Here is an 18294-nt window from a genome sequence, read left to right on the forward strand (position 1 = left end):
GGATGGATAAGTCATGAAGAACCGCGTTCCCCTGCTGGTGCCACTGGCGCTGTCCCTGCTGCTCTCGGGTTGTGCCGCAGCGGCGGGATCAACAGGGCCGTCGGCGCCGGCTGAGTCTCCTGCCTCAGCGGGACCGGCCGCGGGCGGGCATGCCGGCCACCACGGCAGCGCCACTGCCTCCCCTCCAGCAAGCACCGCAGGTCCCAGCGAAGCCGCCAAGATGGTGTGTGGCGACCAGCCGATGGACAGGCTCACCACCATCCTGTCGCTTAGCCAGAATCCGCATACCGTCAGCAGCTGGGCCAACAGCACCTTCACGTGCACCTATCACCTGCCTGAGGGCGCCCTGACAATTTCGGTGCAGGAGGCTCCTGACCAGGCGAAGGCACGGACATATTTTGATGCCATGCAGGCACTGGCCACTGATGCCACCCCCATTGAGGGGCTGGCGAACCTGGGATTCCCCGCTTATGAGACCGCAGGATCCGCGGTCTTCCAAAAGGACAATTTTGTGCTGCAGGTGGACGCGTCCGCGCTTCCGTCCGCAGTGGGCCCACATGCCATTAGCCCCAACGAGTTGGCCTATCAGCTGTCCACCACCATCCTGGCGTGCTGGGTGGAGCACCACTAACCGGCCCGGCGGCCTCCGGCGTGGGCCGGCCGGCTGTGCAGCTGGATGGCCCGCACGGCACGGTCCAGGTAGGTACGCGCCTCCGGGGAATTGGCAAGCTGCACCAGTTCCGCCGCCACCACCACCAGTTTGACGTTCCGGTGGCTGCTGGTGCTCACCAGCATCTGGAACGCGTCATCGGAGCCAAGCTTCAGCTGGCCCATAAGGATCCCCCGGGCCTGGTCAATCACTGTGCGGGTTGCCGTGGCCCCCGCCACCGCCTCCTTCGCTGTTTCTTCGGTTTCGCGCTGCAGCGTCCGGCTGAGGTCCACCGTCACGCCTTCGAGCGCCACCACCGTCCCGTCCGGGCCGAGGAAAGCCTCGCCGGAGGTCAGCACGCGACGGGTCCTGCCGTGCGCGTCGACCAGCCGGTGGTACATACAGAAGAACCCGCCGGTGGTGGACACCTGCGTCACAATTTCCTCGCACCGCCCCCGGTCATCGGGATGCTTATGGGCGAAGAGCAGTTCCATCGTGGGCACGACCTCGCCACGGCGGTAACCGTGCAGCCGGTACATCCCGTCCGACCAGTGGAAGGTTGGGCCTGCCGGTTCGATGTCCACCCTGAAGGTGCCGGCGTCACTTTCGCTGTCCCCGAGGGCACTCGAATACGTGTACAGGTCGCTGAGCTCGGTCACAGGTCCACCTCCCGCGGATACGCCAACCCCCAGCGGGCCGGCTCTGTCCTCGCTCCTTCCAGTATGGTCGCCCGCGACAACAGAAGGTAGTGCGGGAGGTCCTATGGAAGTCCCGGGGGAAATATACTATGGCGCTTGACTCAGATACCCCCAGGGGGTATATTGGCGGTGTTGTCAGTGAAGTGGTATGTCCCGGCCGGTGCCTGCACCGGCCTTTCACAGCCGTTCAACCCCAGCGCCCCTTGATTCCCTCAACGGATTGGAACTGACATGAACACCGGGAACCGTCCCCAGCTCCCCCTCGCATCCTCCGGCTGCAGCTGCTGCGCCCCCGCCGGCGCTGCGCAGCCGTCCAGCACCCTGCCCGCACCTGCCGCGCAGGACTCCCCTGCCGGCGTCGCCAATGCCGCCGCCGATTCCTCCGCCCAACGGAACTACGCGGTGGCGGGCATGACATGCGGGCACTGCGTCCGGTCCGTCGAAACCGCAGTGTCTGCCCTTCCGGGCGTGACCTCGGCCTCGGTGGACCTGGTGCCCGGCGGCAGCTCGCGGCTGGCCGTCACCGGCTCGGCACCTGCCGCCGACATCCGCCAGGCCGTAACTGACGCCGGTTACACCCTGGCCTGAGACAGCCGCGCTTTGGGCGCGGCCCTACATTTTCCGCAGCCCCGGTATTGACGGGCAGCGACTGCCTCCGAAGGAGGAGTAATGCACGACCATCACGATATGCATAATGAGGGCGTTCCGGACGACCACCAGCCGCCCAGCGGCACGCTTACCGAGCCCCCGGCCCACGGTGCCGCACATCCACAACACGCCGGACACGCAGAGCACGGCACCCACGGCGACGACGACCACACCGTCCACACCCACGGCCAGCACGCCGGGCACAGCACCGCCATGTTCAAGAACAGGTTCTGGCTGACCCTGGCCTTGGCCGTTCCGGTGGTCTACTTCAGCCCCATGATGGGCCACCTCCTGGGCTACATGCCGCCGGAGTTCCCCGGTTCGGCCTGGATTCCGCCCGTCCTGGGCACCGTCATCTTCTTCTACGGCGGCCAGCCGTTCCTCAAGGGCGGCCTGCAGGAGCTGAAAGACCGCACGCCGGGAATGATGCTGCTGATCGCCATGGCCATCACCGTGGCGTTCGCCGCGTCCTGGGTCACCAGCCTGGGGATCGGCGGCTTCGACCTGGACTTCTGGTGGGAGCTGGCGCTGCTGGTGGCCATCATGCTGCTGGGCCACTGGATTGAGATGCGTGCGCTCGGGTCCGCGCAGGGCGCGCTCGATGCCCTGGCCGCGCTGCTGCCGGACGAGGCTGAACGCATCACGGACACCGGCACCGAAACCGTTCCCGTGTCTGAACTCAGCCCCGGGGACCTGGTCCTGGTCCGCCCCGGCGCCCGCATGCCGGCCGATGGCAGCGTGGTGGAGGGGCAGGCCGAATTCGACGAGTCCATGATCACCGGCGAATCGAAGACCGTGGCCCGCGGCGCAGGGGACACGGTGGTGGCAGGAACGGTGGCGACGGACAGCAGCGTCCGCGTCCGGGTCACCGCCGTTGGGGACCAGACCGCACTGGCCGGGATCCAGCGCCTGGTGGAGGAAGCACAGGCCTCGTCCTCACGGGCCCAGGCCCTGGCAGACCGCGCCGCCGCGTTCCTCTTCTACTTTGCCGCCGGCGCCGGCGTCCTGACCTTCATCGCCTGGACGCTGCTGGGAAGCGTCCCTGACGCCGTCACCCGCACCGTCACGGTGCTGGTGATCGCCTGCCCGCACGCCCTTGGGCTGGCCATCCCACTGGTGATCGCCATTTCCACGGAACAGGCCGCCCGTGCCGGGGTGCTGATCAAGAACCGGATGGCCCTGGAGCGCATGCGCACCATCGACGTGGTCCTGTTCGACAAGACCGGCACGCTGACCACCGGTGAACCGGAACTGAAGGACGTTGCCGTAGCTGACGGAGCGGACGCCGACGCCGTACTGGCCCTTGCCGCCGCGGTGGAGTCCGACAGCGAGCACCCTGTCGCCAAGGCCATCGTGCGGGCCGCCAGGGCACGGAACCTGGCACTGCCCGAAGCCACCGGCTTCGCCTCGCTGACCGGCCGCGGCGTCCGGGCCAGCGTGGACGGCCGTACGGTGTACGTGGGCGGGCCGGCGCTCCTGCGCGAACTCGGCGTCGTCGAACCCGACGCGCTGGCGCGCAGCACCCGGGCATGGATGGACCGCGGCGCCGCCGTGCTGCACGTGGTCGACGGCGGCACTGTCCTGGGTGCCGTGAGCATGGAGGATGCGGTGCGGCCGGAGTCACGGCAGGCCGTCTCGGCCCTGCAGCGGCGCGGCATCAAGGTGGCCATGGTCACCGGGGACGCGCACCAGGTGGCGCAGGCCGTGGCGGCGGACTTGGACATCGATGAGGTGTTCGCCGAGGTCCTGCCCGCCGACAAGGACAAGAAGGTGGCGGAGCTGCAGTCCCGCGGGCTGAAGGTGGCCATGGTGGGCGACGGCGTCAACGACTCCCCTGCCCTGGCAAGGGCCGAGGTGGGCATCGCCATCGGCGCCGGAACCGACGTCGCGGTGGAATCCGCCGGTGTGGTGCTGGCCGGAAACGATCCGCGTGCCGTCCTGTCCATGCTGGACCTGTCCCGCGCCAGCTACCGGAAGATGTGGCAGAACCTGGTGTGGGCCACCGGCTACAACGTCCTGTCCGTGCCACTGGCCGCCGGCGTGCTGGCCTTCGCCGGGGTGGTCCTCTCCCCCGCGGCCGGTGCGGTGCTGATGTCCGCCTCCACCGTGGTGGTGGCCCTGAACGCCCAGCTGCTCCGGCGCCTGAAACTGAACCCGTCCGAGGCACGTTGAGCACTGCAGACCGATTGGAAGGAGGGACCGCCATGACCACCCGAGCCGTGGCGTCCCTCCTCCGCCGAGCCTGGCTGTTCGCCGCCGCCCTTGCCGTCATCGCAGGGCTGCTGGGCATGCACGTGCTGACTTCCGGGCACGCCTCGCACGGGGCAGTATCGCAGGGCGAAAGGGCCCCGGGCCCGATGCCGCATTCGGCAGCTGCCGGGCATACCGTCGTCGCGCATTCTGCCGGTCCTGATCATGCCGGCCACACGCCGGCCGCCTCCGCCGCGGACATGCAGGAGCTTGCCTCTTCGGCATGCGGTGGTTCCTGCCCCGGGGCACAGGAACCGGGGGCGCCCTGCGTCCCATCGGCGCCCAGCGGCACTGTCACCCTTTCCCCGCCACAGGCAACCCTGGCCGTCCTGCCGCTGCTGCCGTCAGCCAGCAGGCCCGGCGCGGCTTACGACTACCTGCCGCCCAGCCCCACGCCCTGCGACCTGTCCATCAGCCGGACGTAAACCGGACTGCGCCTCCCATCACGGCCCAGTTCCACTCCATCCCTGAAGGACAACCATGAACACCACTTTCAAGACCCTTTCCATTGCTGCTGCCCTGGCAGCTTCTCTCAGCCTCGCCGGGTGCGCCGCCAACGCCGGCTCCGGCAGCAGCATGCCCATGGACCACGGCAGCTCCGGCGCCATGTCCAGCAGCATGCCCAGCGCCGGCAGCATGCCCAGCGCCGCCGCCGACCGTAACCAGGCGGACATCATGTTTGCCCAGATGATGATCCCCCACCACTCGCAGGCGGTGGAGATGAGCAACATCATCCTGGCCAAGTCCGATGTGCCGGCGGAGGTGACCGCGCTGGCCACCAGGATCAAGGGGGCACAGGCACCGGAGATCGAGCAGATGACCGGCTGGCTGTCGGGCTGGGGCGCGCCCACCGCCATGAGTGACCACTCCGGTCACGGCATGACCGGGATGGTGGACGATGCCGGCATCGACAAGCTCAAGTCCGCCAGCGGGACCGAGGCCGCGAAGCTGTTCCTGGAGCAGATGATCGGCCACCACGAGGGCGCCATCGACATGGCACAGCAGGAGATCAGCGCCGGCAAGTCCCCGGAAGCGGTAAAGCTGGGCCATGACATCGTGGACGCCCAGCAGGCGGAGATCACCCAGATGAAGCAGCTGCTGGCTGCGCTGTAGCCGCCCGTCCGCGGACCAGCGGAATGGACGGCGCGGCGGCGGTCCCCGGCTTCGGGAGGCCGCCGCCGCGCCGTTGCGTGTTAAGTTGAAAGGCACGGGCCCGAGCGGGTCCGGCACCAGCTGGGAAAAGAGAACATCTCCTTGGACACTTCCGCGCCAGTACGAATCCTGACTGTCTGTACCGGGAACATCTGCCGGTCGCCCGTGGCCGAGAGGCTGCTGCAGGCGGGGCTGGACCAGGTGGTACCGGGTGGTTTCCAGGTGGCCAGTGCAGGAACCCGGGCGCTGGTGGGCGAGCCCATGCAGCCCACTTCGGCGGACATCGTGCGGACCTTTGGCGGGGACCCGGAAGGGTTCGCGGCGCGGCAGCTCACGCCGAAGATCCTGCGCGGCGTGGACCTGGTGCTCACCATGACCTCAGGGCACCGCGGAGAGGTCCTCCAGCTGGACGCCTCCCTGCTGAAGCGGACGTTCACCATCCGCGAGTTTGCCCGCATGGTCGACGTCCTCGACCAGCGGGCGGCTGCCGGGGACAGCCAGCGGGCGGCTCCTGCAGGCAGCCAGCCGGCGGCTGCTGCAGGCAGCCAGCCCGCCGCCGTCGTATCCTCCCTCGACGCGTCTTCCCGGGACGCCGGGTCCGGCACGCAAGGGTCTGACGCCGATGCTGGGCTCGCTGCCAACGCCGCCTTGTGGCGGGGGTTGCCGGCGCGGGCCGCCGGGGTGCGTCACCTCTCGCTCCCGGCGGACGCATCGGATAACGACATCGTGGACCCGTACCGCCGTGCGCCGGAGGTCTACCGGGAGATGGAAGACCAGCTGGCCCCCGCGATCATCTCCATCCTGCGCCACGCCCGCCTCAACGCACCCATTGGCCCGGACGCCGCGCGGCCCCAGGGCCACCCGTAGAGGAGTGGCGGCTCGCTACCTATCCGCCGTCCCGACTTCAGGCCTGCCGGCGGCAGTGGGGCAAGAGTGCGGTTTTTCTGTGGATTCCCCCGATGTAAGGCGTTTTTCCCGGTGCTAATTTTCCGAAATGAGCACCCAGGCGAAGCTTCGGAATCCCCGCGACATCCCTGTTGCTGACCGGTCCAGACGCCGTCGGCACCCCTTGCGAACCACGCTGCTGGTGCTGCTGGCCGTGGCGATCGTGATACCCGCCGCAGCCGGCGCCTACCTGTTCAGCCTCGGCCGTGCCTACGATTCACAGGCCAAGGTCATCGACAATCCCTTCCCGTCCGAGTCCGACCGCCCGCAGCTCCGCTCGGTTACACCGGCCGGGGTAATGGGAGCTGAAGGTGCCGGCAGCGGCCCGGCTGCGGGCCCCGCAGCCGCCGCACCGCCTGAAGCTGCCAGCGGTAAGGCACTGAACATCCTGGTGATGGGCAGCGACAGCCGCGGGGCGACGGCTGACACCGCGGTGACCGGCAGCAGCTCGGATCAGCGCGCCGATACCCTCATGTTGGTTCACATCCCGGGCGACCGCTCCCAAATATTCGCAGTCTCACTGATGCGGGACCTATGGGTGGACATCCCGGGCCATGGCAGGGCAAAAATCAATGCCGCTCTCGCCTACGGGGGTGTGCCCCTGATGGTGCAGACAGTGGAATCGATGTTCAACGAGCGCGTGGACCACGTGGCTATGGTTGATTTTGAGGGTTTTGTTGGGCTTACCAATGCCCTTGGCGGGGTAGAGGTCAACATTCCCCAGTCCTTCGTTTCCGCGCACGACAAATTCTCCTACCAGCAGGGACGCAACCTGCTCGACGGCAAGCACGCCCTCGAATTCGTGCGCGAGCGTTATGCCTTCACGGACGGCGATTACCAGCGTGTGCGCAACCAGCAGGTTTTCGTGCGGGCGCTCTTCGCCAAGAACCTCAGCCCTGAAACGCTTCTGAACCCTGTAAAGGTGCACAACGTGGTCACTGCAATGGCACCGTTCATCAGCGTGGACAGCGGACTCAATTCAGCGGCGCTGGGCAACCTCGCCCTTGAACTGCGCAACGTTCGTGCCGGTGACATGGAGATGTTCACCCTTCCCACCCTTGGGGTTGGAACCTCCCCGGACGGCCAATCCATCGTCCTTCCGAACCAAATGGCAATCAAAGATCTCGGCGAAGCACTGGCAGGTGACAGTTTGGCAAACTTCGTAGCCAACTGGCCCCTTCGGGACGGACACTGATCCGACCAGTCACAAAGAGGTGGAGGCGTCTTGAGCATCCCAGGCAGTTCTGATCCATCCGGAGCCGGGCCCGAAGACTCCGGTTCCCGGCCCACCGGCAAATCCACCCACCAGCCCGCCTGGCTGATTGCCTTGGGGCGCCGCCGTTGGGTGGCGGCAATAGTGGTGCTGGCGCTAGTAGTAGCGGCTGGCATCGCGGTCTTCAGCCTGAACCGTGCCGACAAAGGAGCGCAGCCTGCAGCCACCCAAACCGAGTCGCCCAGTTCCACGCCTACGGCTACACCTACACCATCCGAAACGCCCCCACCGGCTCCTGCTCCCCCTCCCCCGCCTGCCCCGATTCCGGAACTGCCGGGAACCTCCATGAACATCCTGGTCATCGGGAGCGACATCCGCGGCGGCACCCCGGCACGCGACGCCGCAGCCCATACGGCAGCCACCGGCGAACCTCAGGACCAGCGGGCAGACACCCTCATGGTGGTCCACGTCCCTGCCGACCGGCGAAGCCTATACCTCATCTCCATCAACCGCGACAACTGGGTGGACATCCCCGGCTACGGCAGCGCCAAAATCAACGCCGCGCTGCAATACGGCGGGATCGACATGGAAACCGCCACGGTCCAGCAACTGCTGGGAATTACCATCGACCACACCCTGATGCTGGACTTTGGCGGGTTTAAACTCCTGGTGGACGGCCTGGGCGGCATCGACGTCAACGTGCCGATGGCCTTCCAGGCCTCCGTCGAAACCCAACACGTCTTCACCGCCGGGGTGAACCACCTCGATGGCCAGGCCGCCCTGGAGTTCTCCCGCGAGCGCTATGCCTTTTCCGACGGCGACTTCCAGCGGGTCCGCGACCAGCAAATCATGCTCCGCGCGATCCTGGCGCGGCTCACGGGCGGCGGAGCCCTGAATGACGTCAACGCCGTCCGTTCGCTGGTGGACTTTGCCTCGTGTTGCCTCACCGTGGACAAAGGCTTCGATCCCGTCCAGGCCGCAATCCTGGCTTACGGCCTGCGGAACCTGGACGTGAACGCCATCGGTACCATGACGCTTCCGACAACGGGCTCCGGCTTCGTGGCCGGGCAGTCCGTGCTGTTCCCGGACTACGGAGGCATCGCGGCGGTGGGCGCGGCCCTGCGGGAGGGCCGGATCGCGGACTTCGCGAAGCCGTAGCGGGGCCCTGGTGACGCCCATATAAGATTTCGCGGCGCAAATTGCTTTCCGCGGCCCACATGTCAGGGGCCGCAGGGAACGTGCGGGGCGCGGGTATATTTGCGCGTCGTACACCCCGGGTTCACCCGGCCGCCGGAATTTGTGTGCCGGCCCGGGAAAGCCTGAGGACATGACTGAGTCCTCCCAGGCAGGGGTTTCCCGCCGCACCATCGTCAAGAGTTCCGTCCTCGCCGCCGCGCTGGCATCCGTGCCTGCCGCCAACGCTTCGGCAGCGACCCAATCTCCCGCCGGCCTCGCGCTGGTCCGTAACCGGCTTACCCTGCCCAGCGGCATCGCCACCGGCGACGTCACCTCCGATTCCGCCGTCCTCTGGTCCCGTGCCTCGGGCGCCGGGCGGATGACGGCGGTCCTCCGGGCAGTGGACGACGCCGGCCAGGTCCTGCGCGGGCGCGGCGCCTTCGAGCGGGTCCTCCGCGGGCCCCGGGCCACGCAGGCCTCGGACTTCACCGCCAAGATCCACGCCGGGAACCTGCCCTCCAACACCCGCTTCGCGCTGGAAATCGGCTTCGAGGACGACGGCGGCGTGGCCGGCGAGACGGTCAGCGGCAGCTTCCGCACGGCGCCGGACGCCGGGACGGTCAACGGCAGGGGCCGCACCGGCGGGACCAGCAACGGAGGCGAGGTCCCGGCGTCGTCAGCGCAAAGCTTTGTGTGGACCGGTGACACCGCCGGCCAGGGGTGGGGCATCAACGAGGAGATTGGCGGCATGCGCGGCTACCGTGCCATGCACCAGACCCGCCCGGACTTCTTCATCCACTCCGGCGACACCATCTACGCCGACGGCCCTATCGCCGAAACCGTGGTGGAAAAGGACGGGCAGGTGTGGCGGAACCTGGTCACGGAAGAGGTGTCCAAGGTTGCCGAGACGCTCACCGAGTTCCGCGGCCGGCACCGCTACAACTCCCTGGACGCCAACATGCGGGCCCTGTTCGCGGACGTGCCGGTGATCGCGCAGTGGGATGACCACGAGACGCACAACAACTGGTACCCCGGCCAGATCCTGGATGACTCCCGCTACACGGTGCGGGACGTCAACACCCTCGCCGCCCGCGGCCGGCAGGCCTGGCAGGAGAACATGCCCATCGCGGACAGCTCGGCCATTTGGCGTCCGGGAACATTCGACGACGCCGGCACGTACCAGCCGGCCCGCATCTACCGGAAGATCTCCCGCGGCCCGCAGCTGGACATCTTCTGCCTGGACATGCGCACCTACAAGTCCCCCAACACCGACGGCAAAGAACCCTACGCCACCGCCATCCTGGGCCAGGAGCAGGTGGACTGGCTGGTCAGCGAGGTCAGCAAGTCCAAGGCGACCTGGAAGGTGATCGCCAACGACCTCCCGCTGGGCGTCGTGGTGCCGGACGGCGCGGTGAACGAGGAGAGCCTGTCCAACCGCGACGCCGGCGCCCCCTTGGGCCGTGAGCTGGAGCTCGCCGGGGTGCTGAGTGCCTTCAAGCGCAACGGCGTGAAGAACACGGTGTGGCTCACTGCTGACGTGCACTACTGCGCCGCCCACCACTACTCCCCCGAACGGGCTGCCTTCACGGACTTCGACCCGTTCTGGGAGTTCGTGGCCGGTCCCATCGCGGCGGGATCGTTCGGCCCCAATGCGATGGACGGCACGTTCGGCCCCGAGGTGGTGTTCTCCAAGACCGGGCGCTTCGCCGGCGAGTCCCCCCGCGACGGCGGGAACCAGTTCTTCGGGCACGTCCAGCTGGGTGAGGACAACAGCTTCACGGTGAGCCTCCGCAACGCCAACGGCGGCACGGTGTTCACCAAGGTCCTGACGCCCGAGCGCTGACTTCGGTTCCATCCCCTGCTGTTGCGATGGCGGCGGCGGCCCGCGCACCCACGGTGCCCTGCCGCCGTCGTCCGTTATTTTCCGCCGCCCCCTGGGTACGCCGTTGGTAGTGTTCCTGCATTCGGCACGGCATGTGGCGGTGTTATTTGCTCGGCGAGGACGGGGTGGTTTTGTGAACGGCGGATCTTCGAACGACGACGGCCTGACGGAGGCGGTCCAGGAAGCCGGGGCGGTGGAGCTGCTGCTGATCCGGCATGGCGAGAGCGAAGGCAACGTTGCGGCCACCGAGGCGCGTGAGGCCGGCGTGGAGGTCATCCAGGTTCCCGCCCGGGACGCGGACGTGGACCTCTCCGGAACGGGCAGGGACCAGGCCAAGGCGCTGGGCACCGCGCTCGCGCGGATTGCCGGGGAGTTCCGCCCGGACGCAGTGGTCTCCTCCCCCTATGCGCGCGCCCGGCAGACGGCGGAGATTGCGGTGGAAACCGCCGGCTGGCCGCTGGAGGTGCGCATCGATGAGCGGCTCCGCGACCGCGAGCTCGGCATCCTGGACCGGCTCACCCGGCTGGGCGTCGAGAACCGCTACCCCGAGGAATCCGAGCGCCGGGAATGGCTGGGCAAGCTGTACTACCGGCCGCCGGGAGGGGAATCCTGGGCCGACGTGGCGCTGCGGCTGCGGTCGGTGCTGGCGGAACTGAACAACCTGGGCACCGGCCACCGGGTGATGCTGGTGTGCCACGACGCCGTGATCATGCTGTTCCGGTACGTGCTCGAAGGACTCAGCGAAAAGGAACTCCTGGACCTCGCGGCCACAGAAGCCATCCTTAACGCCTCGATCACCCGGTTCGTCCGGCCCTCCGGAGTGGGGCCGTGGACGCTGGAAAGCTTCAATGTGGCCGACCACCTGGCGGAGCAGGGCGTCGCTGTCACCGAGCACGCGGGAGACACCAGTGTCCGGCCGCGGTGACCCCTCCGGCGCCACCCTGGTAGCGCCGTCACTCCTGCGCGAATGGCCGCTGCCGGCGCCGGGCGCGGACAAGTATTCACGCGGGTCGGTGCTGGTGGTGGGCGGGGCCCGGGCCACTCCCGGCGCTGCACTGCTGGCCGGGGTTTCGGCCCTGCGCGCTGGGGCCGGGAAGCTCACACTGGCGGTGGCGGAATCGGTGGCCGTGCAGCTGGGGGTTGCTTTGCCGGAGTGCGGCGCCATTGGCCTGCCGGAAACCCCGGGGGGATCCGTCAAGCCGGAGCTGGCGCCAATAGCCTCCTACCTGGACCGGGCGGACGCCGTGCTGGTGGGGCCCGGACTGGATGATCCGGACCTGGCCGGCGAACTGCTCGAGGCGCTGCTGGAACACGAGGCAAGCCGTGACGGCAGCTCCGATCCTGACGGCACTGAAGGACCCGCCGTCGTCCTCGATGCCTACGCACTGGCCGCCCTGGTGCAGCTCAAGGACCAGCTGGACCCCTGGCGCGGCCGGCTGATCCTTACCCCGAACCCCACGGAAGCGGGGATCCTGCTGGGACGGGATGTGGAGGACCTCGAAAAGGACCTCCCGGAGATCTCCGCGAAGTTCGGCGCCGTGGTCAGCTGCCAGGGGCTCATCACCCAGCCGCCCGGGCTGGAGCCGGACGAGCCCGAACTGTGGAAAATCACCACGGGGTACGGCGGCCTGGGCACCTCCGGCAGCGGCGACGTCCTGGCCGGAGCGATTGCCGGGCTCCGTGCCCGCGGAACCACCGGCGCCCAGGCGGCCTGCTGGGGCACCCACCTGCACGCGGCGGCGGCGGACCGGCTGGCGAGCAGGCTGGGGCCGCTGGGATTCCTGGCCCGCGAACTCGCCGATGAACTGCCCGCCCTGATGCTGGAACTCAGCGTCTGACGCAAGGCTTCAGCGGCGGGGCCCAGACGCGTCGATGGCCCCCGGCCGAAGCCGGGGGCCACCGTGGCGGGAGGTTAAGGCCTACGCTGCCGATGCGCTGTCTGGCGCTGTGGCGTGCACAGAATGGCGATTCGCCCCGAAAAGGCAGCCAACAGATGTGCCCGCCTCCCGGTCCTGTGTGAAACTAAGCGGCGATTTCCTGCTTTGCCCCCTTCGTTTCGATCTCGATCTTGCGCGGCTTGGCCTTTTCGGCGACCGGAATGCGCAGCGTCAGGACTCCTGCGTCGTAGCTGGCCTTGACATGTTCGGTGTCCAGAGTGTCGCCAAGGATCAGCTGGCGGCTGAAGACGCCGCGCGGCCGTTCAGAGGCGACCAGTTCGGTGTCCTTGCCCGCCGGGTCCGGGCGTTCGGCCCGCACCGTCAGGACATTCCGTTCAACGTCCAGGTCCACCGAGTCCACCGAAACGCCGGGCAAATCGAAGGCCACGACGAATTCCTGGTCCTCACGCCATGCATCCATCGGCATCGCCGCCGGGCGTGCAGCCGTGCCGAGGACCTGCTGGGCCAGCCTGTCCAGCTCGCGGAACGGATCGGTTCGCATCAACATGGCTCTCCCTCCTCGTAAGAGATGGTCCAACACAGTTTCCGTATCAGCCGATCTGTAGTGGCTGATATAGATTTTGTAGCACTGCAGCAGCAAGTCTGCAAGGGCTTGCAGCAGCGGATTCCGGTTTATTTCCTGCCCCTGCCCGGGCACGGAAAAAGGGCCTTCCACCTGCGCATGCGCAGCCGGCAGAAGGCCCTTTTTAAGGTTCGCGGTCAGTCCCTGGTGGGGTCCGGACGGAGCGGAGCAGGGCCTGGATCCGGGACGGGCAACGGGCCCGGGGGCGCCGGCGCAGGGAACGGATTCGGGGACGGCGGGCCGGGCGGCCGTGGCTGGGTGGGGTCCGGGGACGTGGGCTCCGGGCCGGGGTCCGGCGGAAACGGCTCAGGTTCGTGCACTGGCGGGATGGTCATGAACTTCCCCTCTCACACTGGGCGGATGTGCCTTGGACTGACCAGACTACGCTTGCCGTCCGCCCGCAACCACCCTCCCTCCCCCGGGTTGCTCCATCAGGTTTGGTCCCTAAACACCGGTTTTAGGAGCCATAAGTGATGGAGCATTCCGACGACGGGAGGTTACCAAGGTGGGCCGCGTTCAGTCGGGTGCGGCACCGACCAGCCGAAGCCAGGCACGCAGCTGGACCGGGTCCGCCTCGCCGCAGCGGAAGCCCACGTACCCGTCGGGGCGGACCGCAACCACACCCTGCCCCGGGTGGCTGGTGAGCCGGTGGACGTGGAGCAGCGGGCCCTGCCCCTCTGCCGGCAGGAGGGTGCGGAGGGCAGCCGAAGCGACCGGTTCGGCGTCGCGCTCCAGTAAAAGGTGGATACCCGGCACGGAGGTCAGTTCGTGAAGGCGGACCAGCCGGCCGTCGACCGAAGCCGACGCATCCGGCAACCGTACTCCCGGCCTCGGCCACGCTTTGGCCGGAGGCGTGCCGTCACGGGAAATGACGCTGTTCCGGTAGTGCACGAACGGCTGGGCCAGCAGCCTGATGCCCTTGGACGTGAGCCACCGCTGCCGGAGCAACAGCGGCAGGGCCGGAGCAAGGAGGGGAAGGACGTTGCGGGCAAGGCGGGCGGCGGGATGCGGTGAGGCTTCTCCAAAAAAGATGACATGCGTCAGTGCCAGCACCCGCCGGGCGGCAAGCCGCCGCTCCTGCCCATAGGTTTCCAGCAGTTCCGGGAGCGGCCTGCCTGCCGTCGAGGCGAAACCGAGCTTCCAGCCCAGGTTGAGGGCGTCGAGGATGCCGTTGTTCATGCCCTGGCCGCCTGCCGGGGAGTGGGCGTGCGCGGCATCACCGGCCAGGAAAATGGGATCATTGCCGAACGTACTGGCAATCCTGTGCTGCAGCGGGATTTGCGCCGACCAGCGCACCTCGCGGACTGCGGCGCCGAGCCCCGACTCCCGGACCAGGCGCGCCACGTCCTCCGCCGGGACGGGCGGACCCAGCTGGCCGAAGCGCGCTTCGGGTGAGGGCACTGCCGGGCGGGTGGCCAGCATCCGCCAGGTGGCCCCCTCACCCAGGGCGAAGAGAAAGACCAGCCCCGCCTGCCCCACGGCGACGTGCAGCAGCCCGGAGTCCAGGGAACCATCCAGTTCCAGGTCGGCCATCACCGCTTCCACCCCGTACGGGCCGCCGCGCCACTGAGCGCCGAGGAGGCCCCTGACCGTACTCGACTGCCCGTCGCAGCCCGCGAGAAACCGGCTGCGATGCACTCCGCGGCCGCCGTGAACGTCCTGCAGATCGGCGTGTACGGGTCCTTCCGAAAGCGCCGGCACTCCGCCGCTTTCCACTGTGAGGCCGTGGAAGAGTCCGCGGAATTCGACGCCCCAGTCCACAGGCACGCCCCTGGCGTGGAGGGCCTGCCAGAGAACGTCCTCGACGTCGGCCTGGCGGACCATGGTCAGGTGCGGGAAGGCGGTGTCCGGGAGGTCGGCGTGGCCGAGCCGTGCCTCGACTGTACGGCGGCCCAGGTGGATGCGTGCTTCGGGGGTGGTGTCCGCGCGGTTCAGCAGTTCCTCGGTCACCCCGAGCGGGCGCAGGCCCTCAAGGGCCCGGGCATGCAGCATCATGGCCCGGGACGGGCGGACCCGGTGTTCACGCCGGTCCACCACCCGGACGGTGGCGCCGTGCGCATGGGCCTGAAGGGCCGTGGCGAGCCCCGCGGGCCCCGCGCCCACCACTAGGACGTCGGTGTCCGCCGTCGGACTTTTCCAGCCCGCCATGCCCGCGCCATCATTCCTGCCCGTCACGCCTCGGCAAGGAGCCGCCACCAGGCGTGGTCGGACGAGGATGCCGCCAGCATTCGGGCGGGGTCAGCGAGCACCTCGTCCCGGCGCAGCCCGGGAAGGACCTTGTAGCTGATGGAGCCGGGAACACTGACCAGTTCCAGGATCCGCCAGAGGGCCGCAGCATACTTGCGGGCCTGCTCGGCGCCGTCCCACTCGTACAACCCGCGGTAGGCGCCGAACGTGTCGTGGGCGCACCAGAGCTTGGAGACAAAGCCCGGGAACCCCACGAACAACGGTGTATTCAGCAGGCTTTCCACCTCGAACAGGCGGTGCGCCCGCCCCCGCACCCACCTGAGCGTGAACGCCACCACCAGCACGCAGGGCTCGCTTGGCTGGCGGTCGACGGCGGTCTCCCGGTAGACGCGCGATGTGCTTCCGTCCGCGAAGCGCAGCACCCGGCCCACATGGTCTTTGGGAAGATGCACCCGCCGCCGGGCGAGCATAATGCATGACGTTCCCACACCGCGGGCAACGGCAAGCCATGCGGTGGACCGCGGAGCAGGCCCGGTTTCGTGGGTCATCGTGTTCTCCTCTCCCTGCGCACCTCAGCGCCCTTCCAGCCTGCCCGGCACTGCTGAGGGGTCCCAGAGTCTTTCGCCCTCCTTTCCGCTCGCCGCCTCTCCCCCGTCAGCGAACGTCCTGCCGACTTGCCGGAGGGGGTCTATATATTGAATCCATGACCTCCACTTCCCTGCAGGATTCCACCGGTACTGCGATCCCGGCGCCCCCGGTTGCCAAGAAGATCCCCACCGAGCGCACCCACCACGGGGAGACGTTCGTGGACAACTACGAGTGGCTGCGGGACAAGGAGTCGCCGGAGGTGGTGGAGCACCTCCGGGCCGAAAACACCTACCAGGAAGCCGTCACGGCGCACCAGGAACCGCTCCGCGAGGCGATCTTCCAGGAGATCAAGGGCCGCACCCAGGAAACCGACCTTTCCGTCCCGCACCGCAAGGACGGCTGGTGGTACTTCAGCCGCTCCGCGGAGGGCAAGGAATACGGCATCCACTGCCGGGTGAAGGCACAGGACACCGGGGACAAGGTGGCCGACTGGACTCCGCCGGCAGTGGAGGCAGGGGTAGGGATTCCCGGCGAAGAGATCCTCCTCGATGGGAACGTTGAAGCCGAGGGCAAGCCATTCTTCTCGGTGGGGGGCACCGCCGTCACCGTTGACGGAAACCTGTACGCCTACGCGGTGGACAACGCCGGCGACGAACGGTTCACGCTGCGGATCAAGGACCTGCGCACCGGCGAACTCCTGCCGGATGTCATCGAGAACATCTTCTACGGAGTTGCGTTCTCCCCGGACGGCACCCGCCTGTTCTACACCGTGGTGGACGAGTCCTGGCGCCCCTACCAGGTGAAGGCGCACGTCCTGGGCACCCCGGTGTCCGACGACGTGGTGGTCTACCAGGAGGACGACGCCGCCATGTGGCTGGGCTTCGAGCTGTCCGCGGACCGGCGCTACCTGGTGCTGGGGATCGGATGCTCGGAGTACAGCGAAACCAGGCTGCTGCGTTTCGACGATCCCACCGCCGCCGTCACCACCGTGATTTCCCGCAACGAACGCGTCCTGTACGAGGCCGAGCCTTTCCTGCTCGACGGGCAGGAAAGGATCCTGCTCACCCACAACCGCAGCGCCATCAACTCCATGGTTTCCCTGGCTGACCCGGCCGAGCTGGAAAAGCCGCTGGCGGAACAAACCTGGCAGACCGTCGTCGGGCATTCCGACGACGTCCGCGTCAACGGCGCGGGCGTCACCGCCACGCACCTGATCGTGTCCATCCGCAAGGACACCATCGAACGCGTCCAGGTGATGGGGCTGGCCGGACTGGGCATGGCCGCCCAGCAGGACCCCGTTGAACCCGCCTTCGACGAGGAGCTGTACACCGCGGGGGTGGGCGGCTCAGACTACGAGGCGCCCCTGATCCGCCTGGGCTACACGTCCTACTTCACGCCGTCGCGCATCTACGACTTCGTGCTGCCCACCCCGGAGCAGCCCGCCGGCGAGCTGCTGCTCCGCAAGGAAAGCCCGGTGCTGGGCGGCTACGACGGCAGCGACTATGTGGCAACGCGTGAGTGGGCGACGGCGGGGGACGGCACGCGCATCCCGCTGTCCGTCCTGCGGCACAAGTCCGTCAAGCAGGATTCGACGGCGGCGGGCCTGGTGTACGGGTACGGCTCCTACGAGATGAGCATGGATCCCGGCTTCGGCATCGCCCGGCTGTCACTGCTGGACCGCGGCGTGGTGTTCGTGATCGCCCACATCCGCGGCGGCGGGGAACTGGGCCGGCACTGGTACGAGGACGGCAAGAAGCTCACCAAGAAGAACACCTTCACCGACTTCGTGGACGCCACCGACTGGCTGGCAAACTCCGGCTGGGTGGACCCTGCCCGGATCGCGGCACTGGGCGGCTCGGCGGGCGGCCTGCTGATGGGCGCCGTCGCCAACATGGCACCGGAGAAGTATGCGGCCATCGTGGCGCAGGTGCCGTTCGTGGATCCGCTCACCAGCATCCTGGATCCAGACCTGCCGCTGTCCGCGCTGGAGTGGGAGGAATGGGGCAACCCCATTACGGATCCGCAGGCCTATGCCTACATGAAGTCCTACTCGCCCTACGAGAACGTGCGGGAGGTGGCCTATCCCAGGATCGCCGCGGTGACGTCCTTCAACGACACCCGCGTCCTTTACGTGGAGCCGGCCAAGTGGGTGCAGGAGCTGCGGAACAAGACCACGGGGTCCGAGCCGGTTGTCATGAAGATTGAGATGGACGGCGGCCACGGCGGTGCGTCCGGCCGGTACGTGCAGTGGCGTGAACGTGCCTGGGACTACGCGTTCATCGCCGATGCCCTGGGCGCCACCGAGCTGATTCCCGGGGCGGGCCCCAGGTAGGCCCGGGCTGCGCCAGGCGGAGGCTTCCAGCCGCCGTCGAACGTTGACCGCTGC

General features: G+C 68.1%; 16 protein-coding genes. 12 read left to right on the plus strand and 4 right to left on the minus strand.

All coding sequences use genetic code 11. The features are described from left to right. Nucleotides 1-13: 13 nt before the first annotated feature. A complete protein-coding gene (locus ACWRN3_RS10150; protein WP_476740560.1) occupies nucleotides 14-631 on the plus strand; it encodes a hypothetical protein in 618 nt (205 codons plus the stop codon). Here ACWRN3_RS10150 and ACWRN3_RS10155 read toward each other — a convergent pair. Next, a complete protein-coding gene (locus ACWRN3_RS10155; protein ID WP_476740561.1) occupies nucleotides 628-1308 on the minus strand; it encodes a PAS and ANTAR domain-containing protein in 681 nt (226 codons plus the stop codon). The genes ACWRN3_RS10150 and ACWRN3_RS10155 overlap by 4 nt on opposite strands. 270 nt (nucleotides 1309-1578) lie before the next feature. Here ACWRN3_RS10155 and ACWRN3_RS10160 point away from each other — a divergent pair, with 270 nt between their 5' ends. The 10 genes from ACWRN3_RS10160 to ACWRN3_RS10205 all read left to right on the plus strand — a co-directional run bounded on the left by ACWRN3_RS10160 (nucleotide 1579) and on the right by ACWRN3_RS10205 (nucleotide 12451). After that, entirely contained in the window at nucleotides 1579-1935 is a 357-nt protein-coding gene (locus ACWRN3_RS10160) for a heavy-metal-associated domain-containing protein (RefSeq protein WP_476740562.1), read from the plus strand. Between the two features lie 81 nt (nucleotides 1936-2016). Further along, nucleotides 2017-4167 carry a heavy metal translocating P-type ATPase gene (locus tag ACWRN3_RS10165; RefSeq protein ID WP_476740563.1) on the plus strand — a complete coding sequence of 717 codons (2151 nt, stop codon included), beginning with the start codon at nucleotides 2017-2019 and terminating at the stop codon, nucleotides 4165-4167. Nucleotides 4168-4199: 32 nt separating this feature from the next. Continuing rightward, on the plus strand, nucleotides 4200-4670 hold the full coding sequence (locus ACWRN3_RS10170) for a hypothetical protein (RefSeq protein WP_476740564.1): 471 nt from the start codon (nucleotides 4200-4202) through the stop codon (nucleotides 4668-4670). Between the two features lie 55 nt (nucleotides 4671-4725). After that, complete coding sequence (locus tag ACWRN3_RS10175) at nucleotides 4726-5358, plus strand: DUF305 domain-containing protein (protein ID WP_476740565.1); 633 nt, start codon at nucleotides 4726-4728, stop codon at nucleotides 5356-5358. Nucleotides 5359-5499: 141 nt separating this feature from the next. After that, on the plus strand, nucleotides 5500-6264 hold the full coding sequence (locus ACWRN3_RS10180) for an arsenate reductase/protein-tyrosine-phosphatase family protein (protein ID WP_476740566.1): 765 nt from the start codon (nucleotides 5500-5502) through the stop codon (nucleotides 6262-6264). A gap of 127 nt (nucleotides 6265-6391) precedes the next feature. After that, on the plus strand, nucleotides 6392-7537 hold the full coding sequence (locus ACWRN3_RS10185; protein ID WP_476740567.1) for an LCP family protein: 1146 nt from the start codon (nucleotides 6392-6394) through the stop codon (nucleotides 7535-7537). A 363-nt stretch (nucleotides 7538-7900) separates the two neighbouring features. After that, nucleotides 7901-8713: an LCP family protein gene (locus ACWRN3_RS10190; protein WP_476740568.1), complete on the plus strand. Its 813-nt coding sequence runs from the start codon at nucleotides 7901-7903 to the stop codon at nucleotides 8711-8713. 169 nt (nucleotides 8714-8882) lie between these two features. Beyond that, entirely contained in the window at nucleotides 8883-10574 is a 1692-nt protein-coding gene (locus tag ACWRN3_RS10195) for an alkaline phosphatase D family protein (protein ID WP_476740569.1), read from the plus strand. 172 nt (nucleotides 10575-10746) lie between these two features. Further along, on the plus strand, nucleotides 10747-11538 hold the full coding sequence (locus ACWRN3_RS10200; protein ID WP_255173153.1) for a histidine phosphatase family protein: 792 nt from the start codon (nucleotides 10747-10749) through the stop codon (nucleotides 11536-11538). Then, entirely contained in the window at nucleotides 11522-12451 is a 930-nt protein-coding gene (locus ACWRN3_RS10205; protein ID WP_324642968.1) for an NAD(P)H-hydrate dehydratase, read from the plus strand. The genes ACWRN3_RS10200 and ACWRN3_RS10205 overlap by 17 nt, the downstream gene beginning before the upstream one ends. A 184-nt stretch (nucleotides 12452-12635) precedes the next feature. On the opposite strand, the gene ACWRN3_RS10210 is transcribed toward ACWRN3_RS10205, so the two are convergent. From ACWRN3_RS10210 to ACWRN3_RS10220, 3 genes are all read right to left on the minus strand, one after another. Next, nucleotides 12636-13058, minus strand: coding sequence for an Hsp20/alpha crystallin family protein (locus ACWRN3_RS10210; RefSeq protein WP_255173155.1), 423 nt, complete (start codon nucleotides 13056-13058; stop codon nucleotides 12636-12638). A 591-nt stretch (nucleotides 13059-13649) separates the two neighbouring features. Beyond that, nucleotides 13650-15281 carry an FAD-dependent monooxygenase gene (locus ACWRN3_RS10215; RefSeq protein ID WP_476740570.1) on the minus strand — a complete coding sequence of 544 codons (1632 nt, stop codon included), beginning with the start codon at nucleotides 15279-15281 and terminating at the stop codon, nucleotides 13650-13652. Between the two features lie 23 nt (nucleotides 15282-15304). Further along, nucleotides 15305-15868 carry a hypothetical protein gene (locus ACWRN3_RS10220; protein ID WP_476740571.1) on the minus strand — a complete coding sequence of 188 codons (564 nt, stop codon included), beginning with the start codon at nucleotides 15866-15868 and terminating at the stop codon, nucleotides 15305-15307. 155 nt (nucleotides 15869-16023) lie between these two features. On the opposite strand from ACWRN3_RS10220, the gene ACWRN3_RS10225 reads away from it, so the two are divergent. Beyond that, entirely contained in the window at nucleotides 16024-18240 is a 2217-nt protein-coding gene (locus tag ACWRN3_RS10225; protein WP_476740572.1) for a S9 family peptidase, read from the plus strand. Nucleotides 18241-18294: the final 54 nt, after the last annotated feature.

This window comes from Pseudarthrobacter sp. rb, assembly GCF_056389225.1.